We start from the raw sequence: 20648 nt of genomic DNA, 5'->3' as shown, positions 1-20648 counted from the left end.
TGCATCGCAGGCCGGACGGCACGCCGCTGAACGGCCCCGAATCCTCTTTCATGCAGGAGATCACGCACATGGCAAGCAAGAAGATGAAAACCCCGGCGATCGACATCGGCATTCCCGAGGATCAGCGCAAGAAGATCGTCGCCGGCCTGTCCGCCTTTCTGGCCGACAGCTACACGCTGTACCTGATGACGCACAATTTCCATTGGAACGTCACCGGCCCGCAGTTCAACAGCCTGCACGCGATGTTCATGGACCAGTACACCGAGCAGTGGAACGCGCTCGACGTCATCGCCGAGCGCATCCGTGCGCTGGGCTTCCCGGCACCGGGCACCTACAAGGAGTTCGCCAAGCTGGCCTCGATCAAGGAGGTCGACGGCGTGCCCAAGGCCGAGGACATGGTTCGCCACCTCGTCATCGCCCAGGAAGCCACCGCCCGCACCGCGCGCTCGCTGTTCGACCTGGTCGACGAAGCCAACGACCAGCCGACCGCCGACGTGCTGACCCAGCGCCTCGACGTGCACGAAAAGACCGCCTGGATGCTGCGCAGCCTGCTGGAAGAATAATCGCGCTCGGACAAGGACAAGACCGCCCCCTGGCCGGCGCGGCAAGGCACAGGCCAAGGGGTAATGCTGTCCACTTGGGAGATTCCCTTCCGGTGTAGGAGCGGCTTCAGCCGCGATGGGCTTGATGATGTCACCCCCAGGCGCTGCTTTCGCGGCTAAAGCCGCTCCTACGGTCAAAGAGCACTTGCTTGAACGAACAGTATTGGGGCCAGGGGGCGGTGTCACATGGAACGGTGTCACTCTGCCCCCGGCTCATTCCCCGCCGGATGCTTCCTGCCCGTCCAGCCACAGCAGCCGCCCCTGCCCCAGCTCGTTCAGGCGGCCGACGAGCCCGGCAGCAGCGTCCTCGGCCAGGCTGAAGCGCAGCGTCACCGCCTGGCCGTGGGCGACATCCAGCAAGGCCGCGCCGGCCGCATCCAGCTCACGGCGCAGCATGCCTTCCTGCGCGTAGGGCACGGTGCAGCCGAGCATCCGCAGGCGCACGATCGGCACCTTGGTCGCAGCCAGCAAGGCCTGGGCGACGCTATCGGTATAGGCACGCACCAGCCCGCCCGCGCCCAGCTTGATACCGCCGAAATAGCGCACCACGGTGGCGAGCACGCCTTCCAGGTCCTGGTGGCGCAGCACGTCCAGCATCGGCCGGCCGGCGGTGCCGCTGGGTTCGCCGTCATCCACCGCCGCCGACTGCCCGCCCGCGAGCAGGGCCCAGCAGACGTGGCGGGCGCCCGGATGCTCGGCCCACAGGCCGGCCACCACCTTCTGCGCGCTGGCGCGGTCGGCCATCGGCTGCACGCAGCCGATGAAGCGGCTCTTCTTGATGATCAGTTCGCTATGGACGGGTTCGGCAAGTGTCAGCGGCATGGCGTCGGTCCGGTCAGGCGTCCTCGAGGTGTTCGAACAGCGGCCCCAGCACCTGGCGCGCGAGTTCGAAGAAGCGCTCGCCGGGCAGCCCCTGTTCGCCCCTGAGCGCTAGGCGCCAGGCCGGGTCGTTGGCTTCGCCGAACTCGGGCCGCTTGCCGCCGCTCCATTTCTTCACTGCCTCGCTGTCCTTGCCGCCGCTGCTCATGCAGGCCCAGGCAGACTTGGGGAAGAAATGCAGCGGCCGGACCAGGCCTTCGCGGTAGAGCGCGAGCAGCGCGTGCAATTCCGCCCGCGCCTGCGCCCGGGCCAGCGGCCGGAAGCCGAAGCCGCCGTCGCGCGACAGGCCGCGCGTGCGCGCCGCCGCGCCGGGGGCGGGATCCGCGCACAGCAGCAGATGGGCAAGCCAGGCCCCCAGGCAATCGGCGGCGCGGGTGTCGTCGTAGCGCGCGAACAGCAGGCCATCGGAGCGCAGATCGGTGAAAGCCGCGGACAAGGTCCAGGTCTCGCCATCGAGGCAGGCCTCGACGCGCGCGGCGTGCGGCGGCAAAGCCGGCTCCGCCTGGAGCTGCCGCCGGCGGCGGGCGAAGGTGCACAGGCTGCCGAGTTCGCGTTCGAGCGCGCCCTCGCCCAGGCGGCCGGCCGGATACTCACCGCCGGCACGGGCGAGCGCCCACAGCGCGGACGCTTCGGACGCATCCTCCTCCGGCCCGAGCAGCACCGGCAGCAGGCGCCGCGCCAGCGCCTGGGATGCCGGCCAGTCGGGCAGCATCGGCTCGACGTCGTCGAGCTCGGCTTCGGCCTCGGGCAGTTCCAGCCCCAGCCTCTCGCGCAGCAGGTAGCGGCCGGGGTGGCAAAAGAAGCGCGTCAGTTGCTGCAGATCCACTTCCCGCCAGGCGGCTTCGGGCGGCGGCAATGGCAGCACGAAGAAGGGCGCGGCCGGCCAGGCTGCGGCCGGCAAGGCCCCGGACTCGTTCCCGTCGTCCTCGACATCGTCCCCATTCTCCATTGCCTCTTCCGCATCGATCGCCACCGGCTGCGCACCGGCCGCCAGCCGGCTGGCGAGCACCCTGGCGTAGTCCTCGTTGAAGCTCGCCAGCCGCGCGTCGCTGCGATCGGCAGCGACGAAATAATCGGCGGCGAAGGCCTGCAGCGGATGATGGAGCACCAGACGCGCACGTGCTTGCGCCACGGCCTGCGGGTCGCCGGCCTCGGCGGCACAGGCGCTGGCCAGGGTGTCGAGCAGTTCATCGACCAGCACCGACGGCGGCAGCGCCGAGCCGTCGCGCACGCTGCGGCCGACATGGGACAGGTGCAGCACCTCGCGCGCCGACAGCACCAGATCGAGGAAGAGGTTGCGGTCGTCGAGGCGGCGCTGGCGATCGCCGGCCTGCGGACGGGCGCTCATCAGGTCGAACTCGGCCGGGCGGTCGCTGCCGGGGAAGGCGCCCTGGTCCAGGCCGATCAGGCAGACGACGCGATACGGCAGGCCGCGCAGCGCCGACAGCGCGGAGAAGGTGACCGTGCCGCCGGGCACGGCGCCGCGCGCGGGGTCGTCGAGCCGCGCGGCCAGGGCGCAATGCACGACATCGAGCGGAAACTCGGCTTCGCAGCCGGCGATGGCGATGTCGTCGGCCAGCGCGGCGATGGCGGCGCGAACTTCGCGCAAGGCGTCGGCGTGCTCGGCGCTGTCATCGACCAGGTGCTCCAGCACGGCATGGAGTACCCGGCGCCAGCCTTCACCGTCATGCGGACGCTGCAGTTCGTCGCGCATCGCGCGCAGGCTGTCGACGTAGCGCCAGAAGCCGCCGAGCGCGAGCGCGGCCTGGCCTTCCGGCGCCGCGGCGCCGACGTGGCCGGCGAAAGTGGCGCGCTGCGCGGCGTCGCCCGCCGCCCAGGCGAGGAACAGGCGATGCAGGCCGTCTTCCAGCGTGTGGCCGGCAGGCCGCAGCACGCCATCGTCGCTGCCGCCGGCTTCCAGCCCCCAGCGCACGCCGGCTTCGCGCATCCAGTCGTGGATCGTTTCCAGCGCCGCTTCGTCAAGGCCGAAGCGCGCCGCCACCGGCGCCTGCTGCAGCAGGTCGAACACCTGGCTGGCGGGAAAGCGGCCGGCGGCGAGCTGCAGCGCCTGGTCGAGCACCCTGGCGACGGGGTTGTCCTGCCGGCCGCCGAGGCCGGTGATGCGCCAGGGAATGTGCCGTTCGCGCGGCACGGTGCCGAACACCGCTTCGATCAGCGGCGCGGTGCTCTCGAGATCGGGCATCAGCACCACGACGTCCGCCGGCTGCAGCGCCTCCGGCGTGCCGGCGCCGGCCTTGAACAGGCCCAGCAGGCGGTCGTGCAGCACTTCGAGCTCGCGCGTGCGCGAATGGCAGACCTGCACTTCGATGCTGCGGTCGGCCGCCGCCAGCCGGATGCTGGCCGGTTCGAGCTCCTGCAGGTCGAGGATGGCGTTCTGCAGCCGCGCCAGCAGATGGCGGCCGGGGTGCGGAGCGAAGGCGGCCTCTTCCTCCACCGCGTGCTCGCCTTCGAACAGCAGGCCGATGTGGGCGCGCGTCTGCTTGCCCCAGGCCGCGAGCAGGCTGTTGCCGGTCTCGAAGAACATGTCCTGCTGGCGCGCGGCGAGCCAGGACAGGCGGCGCGCATCGACGATGTCGAACCAGAACTCGCGGCAGGGGTTGAGCACGTACAGCCGCACCTCGACCACGCGCGCGAGCTCGCGCAGCATGTCGAGATAGAGCGGCGGCAGTGCCGGCAGGCCGAACACGTGCACCGAGGCGGGCAGGCCGGCGGCGGCCAGTTCGTCGCCCGACATCGCCGTGACGCGGCGCAGGAAGATCCGCGCCGGATGTTCCTGGCCCAGCGCCAGGCCTTCGTGGATGCGGCGCCAGAGCTCGGCCTGCCAGGCCTCGTCCTCGCGCTCGGCCGCCGAGGCGCCGGCGCCGAGCGCCGCGCCGCGCCTGCCCGCCCAGGTCTCGAGCCATTGGGGACGATAGGTCAGGTAAAGGTCGAAGACCTGCGCGATGCGCTCGGCCAGTTCGAAGCGCATGCGCGCGTCTGCGCGCTCGAGATAGCGCGCCAGCCGTGGATGGCCGGCCAGCCAGGCATTGGCTTCATGCGCCGGATCGAGCAGGCCGTGGATGCGCCAGGCCAGCGTCCCGACCGCGAAGGGCGAACGTTCCGGCACCGGCACGACGAGGCGGATCTGCCGCCACAGCCACTGGGCGAGGTAATCGAAACCGAGGTTGGCGCAGATGCCTTCGCGGTCGGCCATCGCCAATTCGATCTTGCGCCGCAGGGCGCTGCCCGGCACCACCACCTGGCGCTGGCCGAACGGCCCCGGCTGCTCGGCGCCGAGCCGTTCGAGCAGGCTGTCGAGCAGGATTTCGAAGCGGTTCGAGAAACTCAGATGGAACATGGCGGGACTGCCGGGCAAGGCGCAGGGGCGATGCGCCGGCAAGTGCGCCCGCGCGGATCGAGCGCGGATTATACGGGCCCGCCGCCGTTTTCCGCCGGCTCGGGCTGGTACTCCATGGCGTAGCCCCGCCCTTCGCGCTTCACCGCGTAGCAGGCATGGTCGGCCGCCCGGAGCACGTCCGTGACGTTGTCGACGGACGGGTCAATGATCGCGAAGCCGATGCTGGCGCCGACGCGGAAAGTGCGGCCATCCCATTCGAAGCGCATCTCGCGGACCGCGTCGCACACGCCGCTGGCGATGCGATGGGCATCGGCACTGGAGCAGCCGCGCAGGATCATGGCGAATTCGTCGCCGCCGATGCGGCACACCATGTCGCCCGCGCGCAGCCGGTGCCGGATCAGATCGGCGATCTGGCACAGCAGCGCGTCGCCCGCGGCATGGCCGACGGTGTCGTTCACGGTCTTGAAGTTGTCCAGGTCGATGAAGCACAGCGCCCCATGGTCGCCCACCCGGCGCGAGGTGGCGACCATTTCGGCAAGCGCCAGCTCGAAGGCCCGGCGGTTCGGCAGGGCCGTCAAGGGATCGTGCATGGCCTGGTAGGCGAGTCGTTCGGTGGCTTCGTCGATCCGGGCCTGCATGTGCTGGTGGGCACTGTCGATGGCGCGCGCCATCGAGTTGAAACCCTGTTGCAGCTCGTGCAGTTCCTCGCTGCCGGCGGCATCGGATACCTGCACGTCGCGCTCGCCGCCGGCAATGCGCTTGACCGCATCCGCCAGCCGGGCCAGCGGCCGGCTGACCTGGCTCGTCAGCTGCGCCGCGAGCAGCGCGGTGAGCAGCACGATCACGAACGCCAGGCCGAGCGTGGTCATCATGGTCGCCCGCCACTCGGCATCGAGCGCGCTGGTCTCGAGTTCGACATACACCCAGCCGACCGGCTCCGGCCTGGGTATCTCGCCTTCGCCCCCGACCTCGTCGACCACCATCGGCACCGACATCACCGGCGCCGCAAAGCCCCTGAAGCTGCCCCATTGCTCGAGCCGCATCGGCGCGTGCACGGCCTTGATGCGCGCGGCATCGAGCAGATGCGGCGTCCCGCGCGCGGCGATGACTTCGCCCCCACGCTCGTACAGCACCACGGCCGCCACGCCCGACAACTTGCGCAGCGCTTCGATCAGATCGTTGAGGTTGTCGGCATTGCCCGAAATCACGCCATACTCGGCGGCCGGGGCGAAGAAGCTGACGATGGCGAGACCGCGTTCGACGATCGCATCCTGGGTCATGCGCTCGCCGCGGGCCAGGAACAGGCCCGCCATCGCAGCGATGAGCAGCGACATCGGCAACAGGACGGTCAGCAGCAGGCGCCTGCGCAACGGGATCCGGGCGACGTTCATCGACGCACTCCCGTGGCGATGAAACGCAACAGCTCCTCGTCGCTCGCCACGTTGATGCCCAGCGCACGGGCGACCTGGCGGTTGACGGCGATTTCGAAGGAGGCCGGACCGCTCACCGGCGGCAGCTCGACACGGCCGCCATCCTGGGTGCGCAGCCAGGCGATGAGATCGGCGGCGGCCTGTTCCGGTGTGGTGAAAATGGCGGCCAGCGCGCCCGCTTCGACGTATGCGCGCGAAAACGCGATGATCGGCCGCTGGTAGCGATAGCTGGTGAGCAGGATCGAACGCACCGAAACAGGCGTGGAGAGCAGCGCATCGGGCAGCGCAATGAGGCCGTCGCACTCGCGCAACACGGCTTCGAGCTGCTTCATCAGGCCGCTCTCGTCGCTCACCACGCGCTCCACCAGATCGATCTGCAGCGCCTCCGCCGCCCGCTCGAAGGACTCGGCACCCAGCCGTTCCGGCCCGAACAGTATCCCCGCCCGCTGCGCATCGGGCATCACGGCCTGGAGCAGGCGCAGCTGCCGCTCCGCCGGCTGGTCGAGCGTGACGGCGGACAAAGGCCGGTCGGCATGGCTGCGGCGGATGTTCTCGAAGCGCGCACGGCCGAGCATGACCGCCAGCGTCGGGCGCGGATGCAGGCGCAGCACGGCCGCCAGCGCCGCTTCGCCGCTGGCGATGACCAGGTCGGCACGCGCGAGGGCGACGTCGTCCAGGCCTTCGTCCAGCGAGCCGGCATCGACTACGCGATGGCCCAGGCTGGCCGCGGCGCGGCTGAAGTTCTGTGCGAACACCCCGTGCGGGCCGGTTCGCTGCGACACCACCAATGCCACTTCCAGCCCGGCGCGCGCGGCCGGCACCAGCCCCGCCAGCAGCATCAGCAGCAGGCAGACATGCAGGCGGAACCGCCACCGCCGGACCATCGGCACGGCTACCACGTCAGGCGCAGGCTGCCGAACAGCTGGGGCTCGCGGCGGTAGCGTCCGGCATGGAAATCGACGTATCGCCCACCCACGCTCTGCGCCACGAGCGCCACTTCGCTGCCCGAATTGGCGCCGCCGAAGCGGCGCGACAGCTTCAGGTCGACGCGGTCCTGCTCGGGCACGCGATCGCCATCGTTGAGCCAGTTCATCGACGAATGCCGGTAATAGCCCAGGCTGGCGCGCCAGCGCCCGGGCAATTCCTTGATCAGCAGCAGCGAGGTGATCGAACTCGGCGCGCTGGTCTCGAAATCCTCATCGACGCTGGCACCCTGCACATCGACATCGATGATGGCCTGCGACAGCACGACCCGGCCCCAGCCGGGCCGCCGCCAGTCGATGCTGAACTCGCCGCCGGTCACGCGGAAGCTGCCGACGTTCCGGAACACGAAGGAACTCGGGCCCCGGCTGGCCTGCCAGTCCCATTCGATCGGCGCAAAGTCCACCGGCGGCGGCGGGCACGCCCAGGCGGACTCCCTCGGCGGCCTTTCCCAGGGCTGCAATGGATACCAGCAACGCTCGTCATCGACGTAGTCGTCATATTCCTGGTAGAAGGCCCGCACATCCACGCCCAGCCCCAACTCCCGGAACATCGCCGCATAGCCCAGTTCGGCATGCCTGACCCGCTCCGGCTGCGTGTCCGCTCCCGCCCAGGCGCCGATCCGCTTGATCTCCGAACCGACGCGGATCACCTGCATGGCATGCGACTCGATCAGCGAAGGCGTCCGGTACGACACGCCGGCCGAAAAACGCAGTGCCGAATCGGGCGTCAGCGCATAACCGAGCGCCAGGCGCGGCGAGAACAGCGAACCGCTGTAGTGATGGTCTTCGAGCGTACCACCCAGATCGACCCTCAGGTGCTCGACCGGCGACCACACCACACTGCCGAACAGCTGGCTGCTGACGCCGCTGATCGTGCTGCCGGTATCGAACATCGACCGCGAACGCGCCGCCTCGCGGCGCACGCCCGCGCCGAGCATGAAGCGCCAGGCCGGCGACAGCCTGGCGCCGTACTGCACTTCGAGCTCTTCCCGCTGCGCGTCGCTGTCCATGCCCACGGACAAGAGGCCCAACCCGGGCACCGTGACCTGCCACGGCACCCGCGCACGCTCGCGCTGATGGTGGAACTGCACGGACAGCTCGGAATCGACCGCGAAGCTGCGTTTCCAGCCCAGATGCACGTAGTGCGCATGGATGTCGTCCTCGCGCAGCGGATGTTCCAGGCTGCCCGGCGCCCCGCGGTCGGTGCTGCCGCGGCTGAGGCCCAGCATCCACTGCAGTTCGTCCTGCGTGGACAACTGCGCCGTGGCGCCGAAATTGAGCACCGAACGCTCGACGATCTTGCGCGCTTCCAGCGCGCCATCCTCGTTCCGGTAGGGGCGGAAATTCACCGCGCGCCGGTGCGAACCCGACAGCCGCCAGTCGATCGCCGCGTCGGCATCGCCATTGATGCGGAAACCGTGGTCGTGGAAACCATCGTCGCCGATCCGCGAGATCACCGCCACGCCGCTCTCGGTCGCCGGCGAACGCGTGATGATGTTGATCACCCCGTCGAAGGCATTGACGCCATAGGCCGCGCCGTTGGGCCCGCGCACGACCTCGATGCGCTCGACGTCATCGACCCTCAGCGGCAGGTCATGCCAGTTGGTATTGCCCCACGCCGGGCTGTTGACCGTGCGCCCGTCGATCATGATCTTGATGCGGCGATCATAGGCATCGCTCATGCCATGATTGGCCACCATCGGCGAGCCGTCCGGCCAGTCGGCGACGAGGAAACCCGGCACCAGCCGCATCAGCTCGTGGATTTCGGTGAAGCCGGATGCTTCGATCATCTCGCGGTCGATCAGCGTCACCGCGACCGGCGCATCCACCGGCGACTGCGCCATGCGCGATGCGGTCAGGACGATCGGCACGTCGTCGAAGAAGGCATCCGCCGCCCATGCACAGGCAGAAGCGACGGACACGGCCAGCGTGCCGAAGCCCAAGGCTGCAGACTGGACAGGGTGGCGCAAGAACAAAACGGCGACTCCATTCGATACTCGAAACGCCTCGATGGCGCGACGCGGCGAGCATAACGCATGCTTGATACACTGACGGTGTGACGGAGTCGACACTTGGTGCATTCGGTTACATCCTTCTTTCGTATCTCTTTTCCATTCCTTTCCTCACCGCGCACGAAACGCCATGGCACGCACTCATCCCGAAGGCTGGCGACAGCTTCCCGCCGCCGGCGCGCGCGGCCGCGAACGCAGCACCCTCGCACTGCTGGCCGACGCGCTGCCGCCGGACTGGACGATCTATCACGGCCTGCACTGGACCCGCGCCGACGGCCCGCAGACGATCTTCGGCGACGTCAGCTTCGCCGTGCTCGGCCCCGGCGGCCGCATCCTGCTGATCGAGCAGCACGCCGGCTTTCTCGACGAGACCGCGGACGGGCTCGTGCGCCCGGGCAAGCGCGCGCGGATCGTCAGCCACGAGCTCGCGCGCAGCGCCGACGCCCTGCGCGCCCGCCTGCGCCCCGCGCTCGACGGCGCCGAGCCGCTGCTCGACACCCTGCTCCACTGCCCCGACCACACCGTGCGTCAGCCCGGCAGCGCCGGCCTCGACCCGGCGCGCATCGTCGACGCACCGCGGCGCGACAGCCTGGCCGCCACCGTGCGCGCGCTGACCACGCCGCAGGACGGCGACCCGCCGGCCGACGACGCCCGGCTGCAGGCACTGCACCGCTTCTTCGCCGACCTGCTGGAACTGGTGCCGGACGTGCAGGCCCACATCGGCCAGGCCGACGAACTGACCACCCGGCTGTCGGGCGGCCTCACCGAATGGGCGCGGCGCATCAGCGCGACGCCGCACCGGCTGCGCATCACCGCCACCGCCGGCAGCGGCAAGACCCAGCTCGCGCTCGCCGCCCATACCGATGCCCTCGCCGCCGGGCGCCGGCCGCTGTACGTCTGCTACAACCGCCCGCTCGCCGACCATTTCGCCCGCATCGCCCCGGCCGGCGGCGAAATCGCCACCTACCACCAGCTCTGCGACCGCCGCCTGCGCGCCGCCGGCCGGCCACCCCGCTTCGGCGTGCCCGGCGCCTTCCGCCGCATGGAAGAGGACTTCGCCGCGCTGGTGGCCCAACAGCCGCATCCCGACTGGCAGTTCGACGAACTGATCATCGACGAAGGCCAGGACTTCATGGAGCCGTGGCGCGACGCCCTGCTCGCACTGCTCAAGCCCGGCGGCCGGGCGTGGTGGCTGGAAGATCCGCTGCAGAACCTCTACGCCCGCCCGCCGGTGGCGCTGCCCGGCTGGATCGGGCTCACCGCCGACACCAACTACCGCACCCCAGCCGACGTGCTGGCGCTGCTCAATGCCCGCCTGCCGCTGCCAGCGCCGATCCGCGCCGGCAGCCCGGTGGCCGACAGCGGCCCCGACGTACTGGCCTGGCGCGACGACGCCGGCCTGATGGATGCCACCAAGCGCGCGATCACCCGCGCCCTCGGCCTCGGCTTCCGCCGCGAGGCGATCGTGCTGCTGACTTTCCGCGGCCGCGAGCATTCGCGCTTCACCCCGCTCGAACAGCTCGGCCCGCACCGCCTGCGCGCCTTCACCGGCCGCTACGACCTGCTCGGCGAACCCGAGCACTCGCAGGGCGAACTGCTGATCGACTCGGTCTACCGCTTCAAGGGCCAGTCCGCGCCCTGCATCATCTTCACCGAGATCGACTTCGAGACGATGGACGACACGGCGATGCGCAAGCTCTTCGTCGGTGCCACCCGCGCGACGATGAAGCTGATCATGGTCGCCTCGGAACGCAGCGCGCCGCTGCTGGCACCGCCAGCCTGAAACCAAGGCCCCCGAAGCGGCACCCGCCATCAGCCCGGCAAGCAAATACCGTTCGGGCCGAGCCTGTCGAAGCCCTGTTCGGGCCAATGCCCTTCGACAAGCCCAGGGCGAACGGTATCTCTTATCTGATTGCCGGTTTAACAAGCGGCAATCCGCGCTACGGCCGGGCACTGCGGCAGCGCCATGCGCACAGTTCCAGCCGGGTACAATCGCGCCTACCTTCACTTTCGGCCAAGCCGCCTGGCGCACCTCGACATGAACAGCCCCATCTCCCTGACCCAGCTCCCGCAGACCAACATCTTCCGCAAGGGCGACGTGTTCGTGCTGTTCGGCGAACTCTTCGGCCGCGGCTATGCCAGCGGCCTCGTCAATGAAGCACGCAAGGCCGGCATGGACATCGTCGGCATCACCGTCGGCCGGCGCGACGACAACAATGCGCTGCGGCCGCTGAACGACGAGGAACTGGCGGCAGCCGAAGCCAACCTGGGCGGGCGCATCATCAACGTGCCGCTGATGGCCGGCTTCGACCTCGACGCGCCGGCCGGCGAACCCACGCCGACCGAGCTGCTCAACAAGATGACGCTGAAGAGCTGGGAGCAGGACAAGCTGGACTGGGCGCACATCGAAAAATGCCGCGAACTCGGCACCCGCCGCTTCCAGGCCGCGGTGGCCGAAGCGATGACACAAATCGACGGCCTCATCGGCGACGGCCGCAACGTGCTGTTCGCCCACACGATGGCCGGCGGCATTCCACGCGCCAAGGTCTTCATGGTGATCGCCAACCGCATCTACAAGGGCCGCGGCGACCGCTTCATGCCCTCGCAGACCCTGCTCGACAGCGACCTCGGCAAGCTGATCCTGCAGAACTTCGACGAAGTCTCGGCGATCACCTTCCAGCACCTGATCGAGGGCAGCGCGGCGATTCGCGCCCGCATCGAGGCGGCCGGCGGCCAGGTGCGCTACACCGCCTACGGCTACCACGGCACCGAGATCCTCATCGACGGCCGCTACCAGTGGCAGACCTACACCAACTACACCCAGGGCTACGCCAAGATGCGGCTCGAACGCATCGCCCGGGCCGCCTGGGACAAGGGTGTCAAGGCCACGGTGTTCAACTGTCCGGAGATCCGCACCAACTCCACCGACGTCTTCGCCGGCGTCGAACTGCCGCTGATCTCGCTGCTGCAGGCGCTGAAGCACGAAGGCGGCGGCGCCTGGGCGGAATCGCAATGGCAGGCCTGCCGTGCGCTGCTGGCCGACGGCCGCACGCTCGAAGACGTGCTGCAGAAGATCGCCGCCTTCCAGGGCAGCGAGGTGATGCAGGGCTTCCGCGACTTCGCCGCCTGGCCGCAGCCCAACAGCCAGGCCCAGGCCGACCTGCAGATCGGCACCTCGGAAGACATCGTGCAGATGCACAAGGACCGCTCGGCGCTGATCACCGACCTGCTCAGCAGCCTGGTGCTGGAAGCCAGCGGCGCGCTGATCCTGCGCGAAGCCTCGGCGCCGTCGGGGCCGGTGCTGTGGCTCAACCACGACATCATCGCGCGGCAACTGAACCAGCTCCACGCCTGAAGCAGGCTGGCTTTCTCTTTCTCCCTGCCCCCTCGCAGGGTAAAACCGGAAAAGCGAAGCAACGCTTCTCCCGCGGGAACGCCTTGCGGCCGACAGGTCGCAAGGCCGGGAGGCAAGACGGGAGGAAACCGTCCAGTCGGCCCTACACCGCCAGATCGACCTGGCTGACCGTGCCGACGCTGCCGTCCTCGCGCAGGTAGATGCTGCTGGCGCGCATCATGCCCAGGGTTTCGTTGGCGGCATTGTTGAGGCTGAACTGCGTGTCGGCGCGGCCGAGGTAGAAGGCGCCGACGCCCGCTTCCTTCAGCGTCTGCAGCGTGCCCACGCCCTGGGCGTTCGGGCGCCAGATGCGCAACTGCGACCACGCCGCATCGTTTTCGTCGATCCAGCCGTTGCCATCGCCGTCGAGCGCGGCCAGTTCGTCGAAGCCATTGCCGCTCATCGGACCGAACAGCTCGCGGCCGTCGTCGATGCGGCCGTTGGCATTGCGGTCCAGCGCGAGATAGCCGCTGCCGCCGAGCAGCGGAACCTTGTCCAGCGTGCCGTCGGCGTCGAGGTCGAAATCGAAGCGCACGTCCGACAGCGCCGCCGCCGGGCCGCCGAAATCGAGCACCAGCGGGTCCTGCAGCCTGCGCTGCTCGCCGCCACGCAGGCTGACCGACACCGACTCGCTGTAGCTGCGCGACATCGCGAAACCGAGGTCGAAGCGGATTTCCGCGCCATCGGCGGTGCGGATCATGCCGGAGGCGCTGAAGGTGGTGGTTTCGGACTCGGCGTAGGTGGCGCTGAAATCGTAGGCAAAGCCGGGGCCGGACGGCTGCTGCGCGCCCGCCCCGGCCGAAGCCTGGCCGAGACCGCGCAGGTCGAGGCGGCGCACCGGCTGGCCGGTCATGGCTTCGATCAGGCGGATCAGCATCGACAAGGTGGCATCGTTGTCGAGGATGTCATCCAGCTCGACGGCAGGCGCGGACTGCGCGCCGGCAGCGGCGGCGTCGGCCATCTGTGCCCGGCGCGCGGCATCGGAAATCTGCACCGCCGCGGGCATTCCAGCTCCAGTACCCGCGGCGGCCTCGGCGCCCGTGCCGGATGACAGCGGCACGCCGCCCCGGCCCCACACTTCGAGCCGTTCGCTGGTTTCGGACGATTGCGAGAACTGCCGGGAGGATTGCAGTTCGACATTGAAGGCGGCGATTTTCATGGGGGACCCCGGGCGCATCAGCGGCAAGTCCCGTCAACGGCCGAAAAATCAGAAACTTGAGTGCGCCACCGCCGCAACGGGCATCGGCCTGCGGCGCGGCATGCCGCTCACTGCAGGGCTTCGGCCAGTTCGGCGATCGCGGCTTCGCGGCCTTCGTCCTGCCCCTGTCCGGCCGCCCATTCCGGATGGGCGCGGGCCTTTTCGATCGCGTGAGGCAGATCCGCCTTGCGCCAGCGCTCGGCCACTTCGTCCACGGCACCGGCCTCGCTGGCCTCCGCGACTTCGATCGGCGCCAGTGCGGCATGGCCGCGGCCGTCCAGCGCCGCCAGCAGCCGGTTCTGGCGCAGCGCGACGACGCGCAGGATGAGATCGTCCACCGTCAGTTCGCGGTGGCCGCGCAACTTGGCGGCGATGCGTTCGCCGTAATGGCCGAAGGTCTGCCACAGGCCGCCGGCGATCGCACCCAGCGCGGCGGCGGCGCCGAGCGTGAGGCCGCCGGTCATCAGGTCGATGCCGACGCCGGCCGCGGCACCGGCGGCGACGCCGGTCGACAGGCGAAGCCCCATCTGGCGCAGGGTCTCGGGGTTGAACAAGTCGTCGTCCCAGCGCCCGTCGGTCAGCGGCAGTTCGGCGGCGCGGGCATCGCCGGGGCGGAAGCGGTACAGCCGCAGCAGGGCTTCGACGCAATCCTGTTCGCGCCGGCGCACCGCATCGCGCAGGCGCTCGACGGCGGCCTGCAGCGCATGCTCCGAATCTTCCCCCGCCGCCAGCCGCTCGCGCCGTGCCGCCAGATCGACCAGCAGTTCGGCCACCAGCCGCCGTGCCATCGCCCGCCGCTCGTCGGCTTCGCACGCACGGGCATCGATCAGGCGCTGCAGCGCGGGGCGATGGCCGTGCATCAGCGTCGCCAGGGTGTCGAACAGCTCGCGCTCGCCATCGAGCGCCGGCGCCACGGTGTCGAAGCTGACCACCGCATGCAGGCTGAGCCGGGCCAGCGCGGCACGCCATTCCGCCACCCGCGCATCCTTCGAGGCGACGAAGTTCAGCACCGGCAGCAGCGGACGGGCGCAGGCGGCGAGCAATTCCAGCTCGTCGCGGTGCTTGGGCAGCACCGGGTCGCGCGCATCGACCACGTACAGCGCCGCATCGCTCGCCAGCATCTGGCGCAGTACCTTCGCTTCCTGCTCGAAGCGTGCATGGGCCTCGGGCCGCTCGAGAAAGCGTGCGAGCCGGTCGGGGCCGTCGAGGCGTTCGCCGGGCGCCACCAGCGCATCGACGAATTCAAGCAGGGCGATGGCATCCTCCATCCCCGGCGTGTCGAACAGTTCCAGCGCCGGCCGGCCATCGGCCATCAGCCGCAGACCTTCGACGTGGCGCGTGGTGCCGGCCGAATCGGACACTTCGCCGAAACCCACGTCGCGCGCCAGCGTGCGCAACAGCGAGGTCTTGCCGGTATTGGTGTGGCCGACGACGGCCACGCGCAGCACTTCGTTCATGGCATCCGCTCCAGCTCGCGGCCTTCCAGCCAGTCGCGCGCGGCCGTCTCGCCGAGGATCAGCACCTCCGGCGCGAAACCCAGCCGGGCAAGGCCTTCGCGCCACTGCGGCAGCCGGCTTTCCATCGCCTCGCCGCTGCTGTCGCCAGCACCGAGCGCCCAGACGCGCGTCTCGACGGCATGATCCGCCAGCCCGGCGATGACGCCGAGGTTGCCGCGATCCGGCGTGCGGCGCGGATCGACCGCCACCAGCAACCGGCACGGCGGCTGTGCGCCGAAACGGGCGAGCGCCTCGCGCCGCTGCTCGCGGCTGTCGAGGCGGCCGGCGTCGAACGCCGCCAGCCCGGCAGATACGCTGCCGCCCCCGCCCGCCGACGGCGGCCACGCGAGGTCGCCGCCCAGCTCCAGGGCGACGAGCGCCGGCCCGCCGCTGCCCGCCAGCCGTGCCGCATGGCGTACGGGGCGGGGCATCACCGCCGGCTCGGGGTCGCGCACGCCGATGCGTTCGCTGTCCGGCAGCAACAGCGGACGCAGCCTCGCATAGCCGGGACGGCTCAGGTCGAGCCGCAGGCGCTGCAGCGATCGCCGCCACAGCACCATGCACGCCAGTGCCAGCACGGCGCGCGGCAGCACGCCATAGACCAGCAGGGCACCGAGCAGCCAGCCCGACCAGGCGCGCCGCCCGCTTTCCTCCAGCATCGGTGCATCACCGCTGGCGACGATCGTGGCCGCATCCGGCACCGGAAAACCCAGCAGTGCCGGCAGCCGGCCCAGCGCATCGACCAGCCAGGCGAACACGCCTGAGGGCAGGATGGTGGTTTCCCAGACGAAGCCATAGCGGCGCATGGCGAGCAGCGCCAGCATGCCCGCCGCAGCGGCAAGCAGCGCCAGCGCCCACAGTGCATGGCCGGCCGCGCCGACGCCCCAGCTCGCGGCACGGCTCCAGCCGGGCAGGCCGCCCAACGCCAGCGGCAGCTCTGTCGCCGCGGGCGAACGCTCGAAGAACGACGGCAGCCGCAGCCACAAACCGCCCGACACACCCGTTCGGGCACCACGGCCGCCGCGTGACAGCAGCGTCGCCAGAATCCACAGCAGCAGGCTGAACAGATTGACGCCCAGCAGGCCGCCCAGCGCCCACACCACATTCACCGCACGGCCGCCGTCGCCCAGCACGCCGGCCGCGGCGCCGAAACCGAGCACCAGCGCCAGCACCGCCGCCACGGCCAGCAGCAGCCGTACCCGGCCATGCCAGCGCAGGATCGCATCGTGCCAGCCTTCGCGCACGCCGAGTTTCCGAGCCCGGTGCAGCACGCGTGCCTCGAACTCGGGCGCGGCAGCACGCGCCGCGGCAACTGCGGCATGATCCTCCAGGGCGCCGTGGCGTTCCTCATGGCGGCGCACGACCTCCGCCAGCCAGCGGGATTCGAATGGAGTCAGAGCGGCGGAGCTACGGGTAGAGGCTGTCAAGGTGGCGCGGACCGATGCGGCCCGTTCAAAGGCAGGGTTGAGGGGCAAAAGGTGGACAGCATAGCAACGACCACGCCTCGGCCATATTCGGAACCCGCCCCAATCCGATTGCAGAAGCGGGAGTGGAAGCACGCCGCGCTTGCGGCCCGATTGCGCCGCGCAGCAGCGGCAGCCGTAGCCATCTTGCCTTCATTGCCGGATTTCCCAGTTTCGGCACTGTCGCGCCACAGACCTTGATGGCGATCAAGCTGCCGTTTTCAGAAAGGCTTAGCCTCCCGGCCTACAGCATTCGCAGCGGGGACATCCATGAGCACAGAGCTTTTCCACTGGACCAGCGAACTCGACGTCGGCATCCAGGAGATCGACGAGCAGCACAAGGAACTCGTCGACCTGCTGAACCAGTTGCACGTCGCCATCCAGGAACATCACGGCTCCGCGACTTCGCGTCAGGTCCTCGACAAGCTGGCGGACTACACCCGTACCCATTTCGCCGTAGAGGAAAGCCTGATGCGGGTGTCCAACTACCCGGATTTCGCCGCGCACAAGCAGAACCACGAAGACCTCATCGCCCAGGTCCAGGCTTTGCAGGAAAAACTGGATTCCGGGCAGGGCGCGATCACTTTCGAACTGCTCCACTTCCTCAAGGTCTGGCTGACGCGCCACATCAACGAGGCGGACAAGCGCTTCGGCGCGCATTTCCTCGCCCACGGCGGCGCCAGCCAATGGTCCGAGCATGTCGAGGAGGCGATGAAGAAGCGCAAGTGGTGGTGGAAGTTCTGGTAAGGTCGCCGAACCGATTTCTTCCGAAACGAGCCCCATCCCATGAAATTCAGCCTTCTGCTGCCGCCCCTGCTGCTGGGCGGCGCCCTCGCAAGCAGCCCCGCATGGGCAGAACCGATGCCCTGTCCGGATCTCGCCGACGCGGTGCAGGTCGCAGCCTGCCCCACCGACGCGGAACTGCGCTACACCTTCATGGGCTACTGCGGCGACAACGCCCGCCTCTACGGCGCCGACGTCATCACCTGCGCCAGCTTCGACAATTACCGCGAGGTCAAGAACATCGCGATGTGGGAATCGGCCGACGGCCGCTTCAGCGGCTACCTGTCGTGCAACGTCGCACCGGCTTCCATCCACGCCTCGAAGGCAACGCGCATGCACGTCGAACGCAAGAACGGCCTGACACGCCTGATCTGCGACTACGACAACGACCACCGCCTGGTCCATCGGACCAAGGCCGAGTGCACCGTCGAGGCGGAAGACTGCAGCAGCGGGAACTGCCGGGCGGTCTGCGACTGATCGCCCCGGATGCGGAAGCGGCCGGCCGCTAGTCAGGCGATGCCCGGCCCGTCTGCACGGGCATCCGACCGATGAAGCTGCCGAAGAGCGCCGCGACGTCATCGGCAGCCAGATGCCGCACGATGAATACCAGCCGGCTGCGGCGGTCGTCATAGGGCGGCACAGCCGGCCAGGCCGGCAGGCTGAGCGGCGGGTACACGCTGTGCTGCACGCATTGCAGCACGCGCGGCAAGGGGTCGCCGGCGACGTTCAGCAGGCCCTTGATGCGCAGGATGTGCTCGCCATAAAGCTGCAGCAGCAGGCCGAGCGCATCCGAGAATTCGTACCAGGGCAGCGGTTCGTCGAAGCTCAGCACGAAGCTGCGCACATGCGCATCGTGACGCGCGCGGATTTCACCGGCAGGCGCAGGGACGGCATTGGCCGCCGCGCCCCTCGCCCCCGGCCTGCGCCAGGCCGGAGCGCGCTCGGCCGCCTGCCTCGCGGCAGCCGCCGCGGCTTCCTCGCCGAGCCATGCTGCCACGTCGGGATGCTTGCCTGTGGCATCGTAGAGGCCGCAATCGAACAGCGCATCCGGCGCCACGGCGCCCGCCGACACTTCGAGCTGGCGCGCGCCCGGGTTCAGTCGAGCGATGCGTCCGGCCACCGCCTGGCGCTCGGCCTCGCCGGCCAGATCGCATTTGGTCAGCAACAGACGGTCGGCCATCGCCACCTGGCGCACGGCTTCGGCATGCGCCTCCAGCTGGCCGAGGACGTGGGTGACGTCGACCGCCGCCACCACGCCGTCGACACGGTAGCGCTCGGCGATGAAAGGCTCGGACATCAGCGTATGGACGACCGGCGCCGGATCGGCGAGGCCGGTGGTCTCGATCAGCACCCGGCGCAGGCCCTTCAGTTCGCGCCGCAGCGCACGCATGAAGAGCCCTTTCAATGCCCGCACCAGGTCGCCCTGCACACTGCAGCAGATGCAGCCCGAGTCGAGCACGACCAGGGTTTCGTCGACCTTCTCGACCAGATGGTGGTCGACGCCGACTTCGCCGAACTCGTTGATCAGCACCGCGCAGCCTTCCATGCCCGGCTGGCGCAGCAGGTGGTTCAACAGCGTGGTCTTGCCGGCACCGAGGAAACCGGTGAGGACCGTCACCGGAATGCGGCGATCCTCGGCGCCGGCGGGCGCCCCGTCAGCGGGCGCGGCACTCACTGCCAGCCGCCGCCGAGCGCCTTGTACAGTTCGACGCGGTTGGCCCCATCCGACAGACGGGTGGCGATCAGCTCCAGTTCGGCGCCGTACAGGCTGCGCTGGGCGTCGAGCAGGTTGAAGTAGCTGTCGACGCCGCCCTTGTAGCGCGCATCGGACAGCTCGAAGCTCTTCGCCGTGGCTTCGACCAGCGCACGCCGCGCATCGAGCTGCTCGGCCAGCGTGGCGCGCTGGGCCAGCGCGTCGGCGACCTCGCGGAAAGCGGACTGGATCGCCTTCTCGTACTGCGCGACGTTGATGTCGCGCTGGATTTCCGCCACGTCCAGGCTGGCCTGCAGGCGGCCGGCCTCGAAGATCGGCAGGCGGATCTGCGGCATGAAGCTCCAGGTGCGCGAGCCGCCTTCGAACAGGCCGTCGAGCGAGGCGCTGGCGCTGCCGATGCTGGCCGTCAGCGAGATGCTGGGGAAGAAGGCCGCGCGCGCCGCGCCGATGTTGGCGTTGGCGGCGCGCAGGGCGTATTCCGCCTGCAGGATGTCCGGCCTGCGCACCAGCACTTCGGAAGGCACGCCGGCCGGCAGCACCGGCACGCTGGCGATCGCCTCGTTCAGGTTTTCCGGCAGCAGGTCCGCCGGCACGCCGGTGCCGACGATCAGCGCCAGCGCATTCTCGTCCTGCGCCACCAGCGCGGTGTAGCTCGCCATGTCGGCGCGTGCGGTCTGCAGCAGGGTTTCGGCCTGGCGCAGGTCGAGCGCCGACACCGCGCCGGCATCGAAGCTGCGCTGCGTCAGCTCGTGCGATTTCTGCCGGGTCTCGAAGGTGCTGCGCGCCAGCGCCAGGCGCTCGCGGTCGGCGGCAAGGCGCAGCCAGGCGTTGGCGACTTCGGCCACCAGGCTGATCTGCGCACTGCGGCGCGCTTCCTCGGTGCCGAGATAGGTCTGCAGCGCCTGTTCTTCCAGGCTGCGCACGCGGCCGAAGAAGTCCAGTTCGTACGACGCGAAGCCGAGGCTGGCGCTGTACTGGCGGCTGACCGCCGACTCGCCGGTGGCGTTGAGGTCGCCCGGCACGCGCTGCGCGCTCTGGCCGCCGCTGGCGGCGATGGTCGGGAACAGGTCGGCGCGCTGGATGCCGTACAGCGCGCGCGCGCGCTCGATGTTGAGCGCGGCGATGCGCAGGTCGCGGTTGTTTTCGAGCGCGAGTTCGATCACCTGGCGCAGGCGCGCATCGGCGAAGTAGTCGCGCCAGCCGATGTCGGGGGCCAGCGGCGCGAGGGTGGATGCCTCGGTCGGCGCCGCCTGCGGAAACTCCGCCGGCACCGGCGCGGCCGGACGCTCATAGGCCGGGATCAGCGAGCATGCGCCGAGCAGGGTGGTGGCCATCG

15 protein-coding genes are annotated in these 20648 nt (G+C 69.7%); 5 read left to right on the top strand and 10 right to left on the bottom strand.

Going from position 1 to position 20648, the window contains the following annotated elements; translation table 11 throughout:
* Window positions 1-68 precede the first annotated feature (68 nt).
* Window positions 69-563 (top strand): Dps family protein, encoded by a 495-nt coding sequence (locus ACNQFN_RS02025; protein WP_418647806.1) that lies wholly within the window; start codon window positions 69-71, stop codon window positions 561-563.
* Between the two features lie 252 nt (window positions 564-815).
* On the opposite strand, the gene ACNQFN_RS02020 is transcribed toward ACNQFN_RS02025, so the two are convergent.
* The 5 genes from ACNQFN_RS02020 to ACNQFN_RS02000 form a co-directional block, all read right to left on the bottom strand.
* Window positions 816-1424 (bottom strand): IMPACT family protein, encoded by a 609-nt coding sequence (locus tag ACNQFN_RS02020; RefSeq protein ID WP_418647805.1) that lies wholly within the window; start codon window positions 1422-1424, stop codon window positions 816-818.
* 13 nt (window positions 1425-1437) lie between these two features.
* Window positions 1438-4839: an exodeoxyribonuclease V subunit gamma gene (gene recC, locus ACNQFN_RS02015; RefSeq protein ID WP_418647804.1), complete on the bottom strand. Its 3402-nt coding sequence runs from the start codon at window positions 4837-4839 to the stop codon at window positions 1438-1440.
* Between the two features lie 68 nt (window positions 4840-4907).
* The gene (locus ACNQFN_RS02010) at window positions 4908-6230 is read right to left on the bottom strand and encodes a diguanylate cyclase (protein WP_068638914.1); all 1323 of its coding nucleotides are present in this window, start codon (window positions 6228-6230) and stop codon (window positions 4908-4910) included.
* Window positions 6227-7153, bottom strand: coding sequence for an ABC transporter substrate-binding protein (locus tag ACNQFN_RS02005; RefSeq protein ID WP_068638912.1), 927 nt, complete (start codon window positions 7151-7153; stop codon window positions 6227-6229). The genes ACNQFN_RS02010 and ACNQFN_RS02005 overlap by 4 nt, the downstream gene beginning before the upstream one ends.
* Window positions 7154-7161: 8 nt before the next feature.
* The gene (locus ACNQFN_RS02000) at window positions 7162-9174 is read right to left on the bottom strand and encodes a TonB-dependent receptor plug domain-containing protein (protein ID WP_418647803.1); all 2013 of its coding nucleotides are present in this window, start codon (window positions 9172-9174) and stop codon (window positions 7162-7164) included.
* Window positions 9175-9394: 220 nt separating this feature from the next.
* Between ACNQFN_RS02000 and ACNQFN_RS01995 the strand changes: the two genes are divergently transcribed.
* Both ACNQFN_RS01995 and ACNQFN_RS01990 read left to right on the top strand, forming a co-directional pair.
* Window positions 9395-11047 (top strand): ATP-binding domain-containing protein, encoded by a 1653-nt coding sequence (locus ACNQFN_RS01995; RefSeq protein ID WP_068638910.1) that lies wholly within the window; start codon window positions 9395-9397, stop codon window positions 11045-11047.
* 255 nt (window positions 11048-11302) lie between these two features.
* Complete coding sequence (locus tag ACNQFN_RS01990) at window positions 11303-12619, top strand: enoyl ACP reductase FabMG family protein (protein WP_418647802.1); 1317 nt, start codon at window positions 11303-11305, stop codon at window positions 12617-12619.
* Window positions 12620-12761: 142 nt separating this feature from the next.
* Here ACNQFN_RS01990 and ACNQFN_RS01985 read toward each other — a convergent pair whose 3' ends face one another.
* The 3 genes from ACNQFN_RS01985 to ACNQFN_RS01975 form a co-directional block, all read right to left on the bottom strand.
* Window positions 12762-13817 (bottom strand): energy transducer TonB family protein, encoded by a 1056-nt coding sequence (locus ACNQFN_RS01985; RefSeq protein ID WP_068638071.1) that lies wholly within the window; start codon window positions 13815-13817, stop codon window positions 12762-12764.
* 107 nt (window positions 13818-13924) lie between these two features.
* A complete protein-coding gene (locus tag ACNQFN_RS01980) occupies window positions 13925-15313 on the bottom strand; it encodes a GTPase/DUF3482 domain-containing protein (protein WP_068638070.1) in 1389 nt (462 codons plus the stop codon).
* Complete coding sequence (locus ACNQFN_RS01975) at window positions 15310-16713, bottom strand: DUF2868 domain-containing protein (protein ID WP_418647801.1); 1404 nt, start codon at window positions 16711-16713, stop codon at window positions 15310-15312. The genes ACNQFN_RS01980 and ACNQFN_RS01975 overlap by 4 nt, the downstream gene beginning before the upstream one ends.
* Before the next feature lie 372 nt (window positions 16714-17085).
* Here ACNQFN_RS01975 and ACNQFN_RS01970 point away from each other — a divergent pair, with 372 nt between their 5' ends.
* Window positions 17086-17562: a bacteriohemerythrin gene (locus ACNQFN_RS01970; protein ID WP_068638068.1), complete on the top strand. Its 477-nt coding sequence runs from the start codon at window positions 17086-17088 to the stop codon at window positions 17560-17562.
* 39 nt (window positions 17563-17601) lie between these two features.
* Window positions 17602-18075 carry a hypothetical protein gene (locus ACNQFN_RS01965; RefSeq protein ID WP_068638066.1) on the top strand — a complete coding sequence of 158 codons (474 nt, stop codon included), beginning with the start codon at window positions 17602-17604 and terminating at the stop codon, window positions 18073-18075.
* A 28-nt stretch (window positions 18076-18103) separates the two neighbouring features.
* On the opposite strand, the gene ACNQFN_RS01960 is transcribed toward ACNQFN_RS01965, so the two are convergent.
* Both ACNQFN_RS01960 and adeC read right to left on the bottom strand, forming a co-directional pair.
* Window positions 18104-19273, bottom strand: coding sequence for a CobW family GTP-binding protein (locus ACNQFN_RS01960; protein ID WP_418647800.1), 1170 nt, complete (start codon window positions 19271-19273; stop codon window positions 18104-18106).
* Window positions 19270-20646: an AdeC/AdeK/OprM family multidrug efflux complex outer membrane factor gene (gene adeC / locus ACNQFN_RS01955; RefSeq protein WP_245650948.1), complete on the bottom strand. Its 1377-nt coding sequence runs from the start codon at window positions 20644-20646 to the stop codon at window positions 19270-19272. The genes ACNQFN_RS01960 and adeC overlap by 4 nt, the downstream gene beginning before the upstream one ends.
* Window positions 20647-20648 lie beyond the last annotated feature (2 nt).

The sequence above is a fragment of the Thauera butanivorans genome (assembly GCF_048398245.1).
Classification (GTDB): Bacteria; Pseudomonadota; Gammaproteobacteria; order Burkholderiales; family Rhodocyclaceae; genus Thauera; species Thauera butanivorans.
This window is presented reverse-complemented; position numbering and strand designations above follow the sequence as displayed.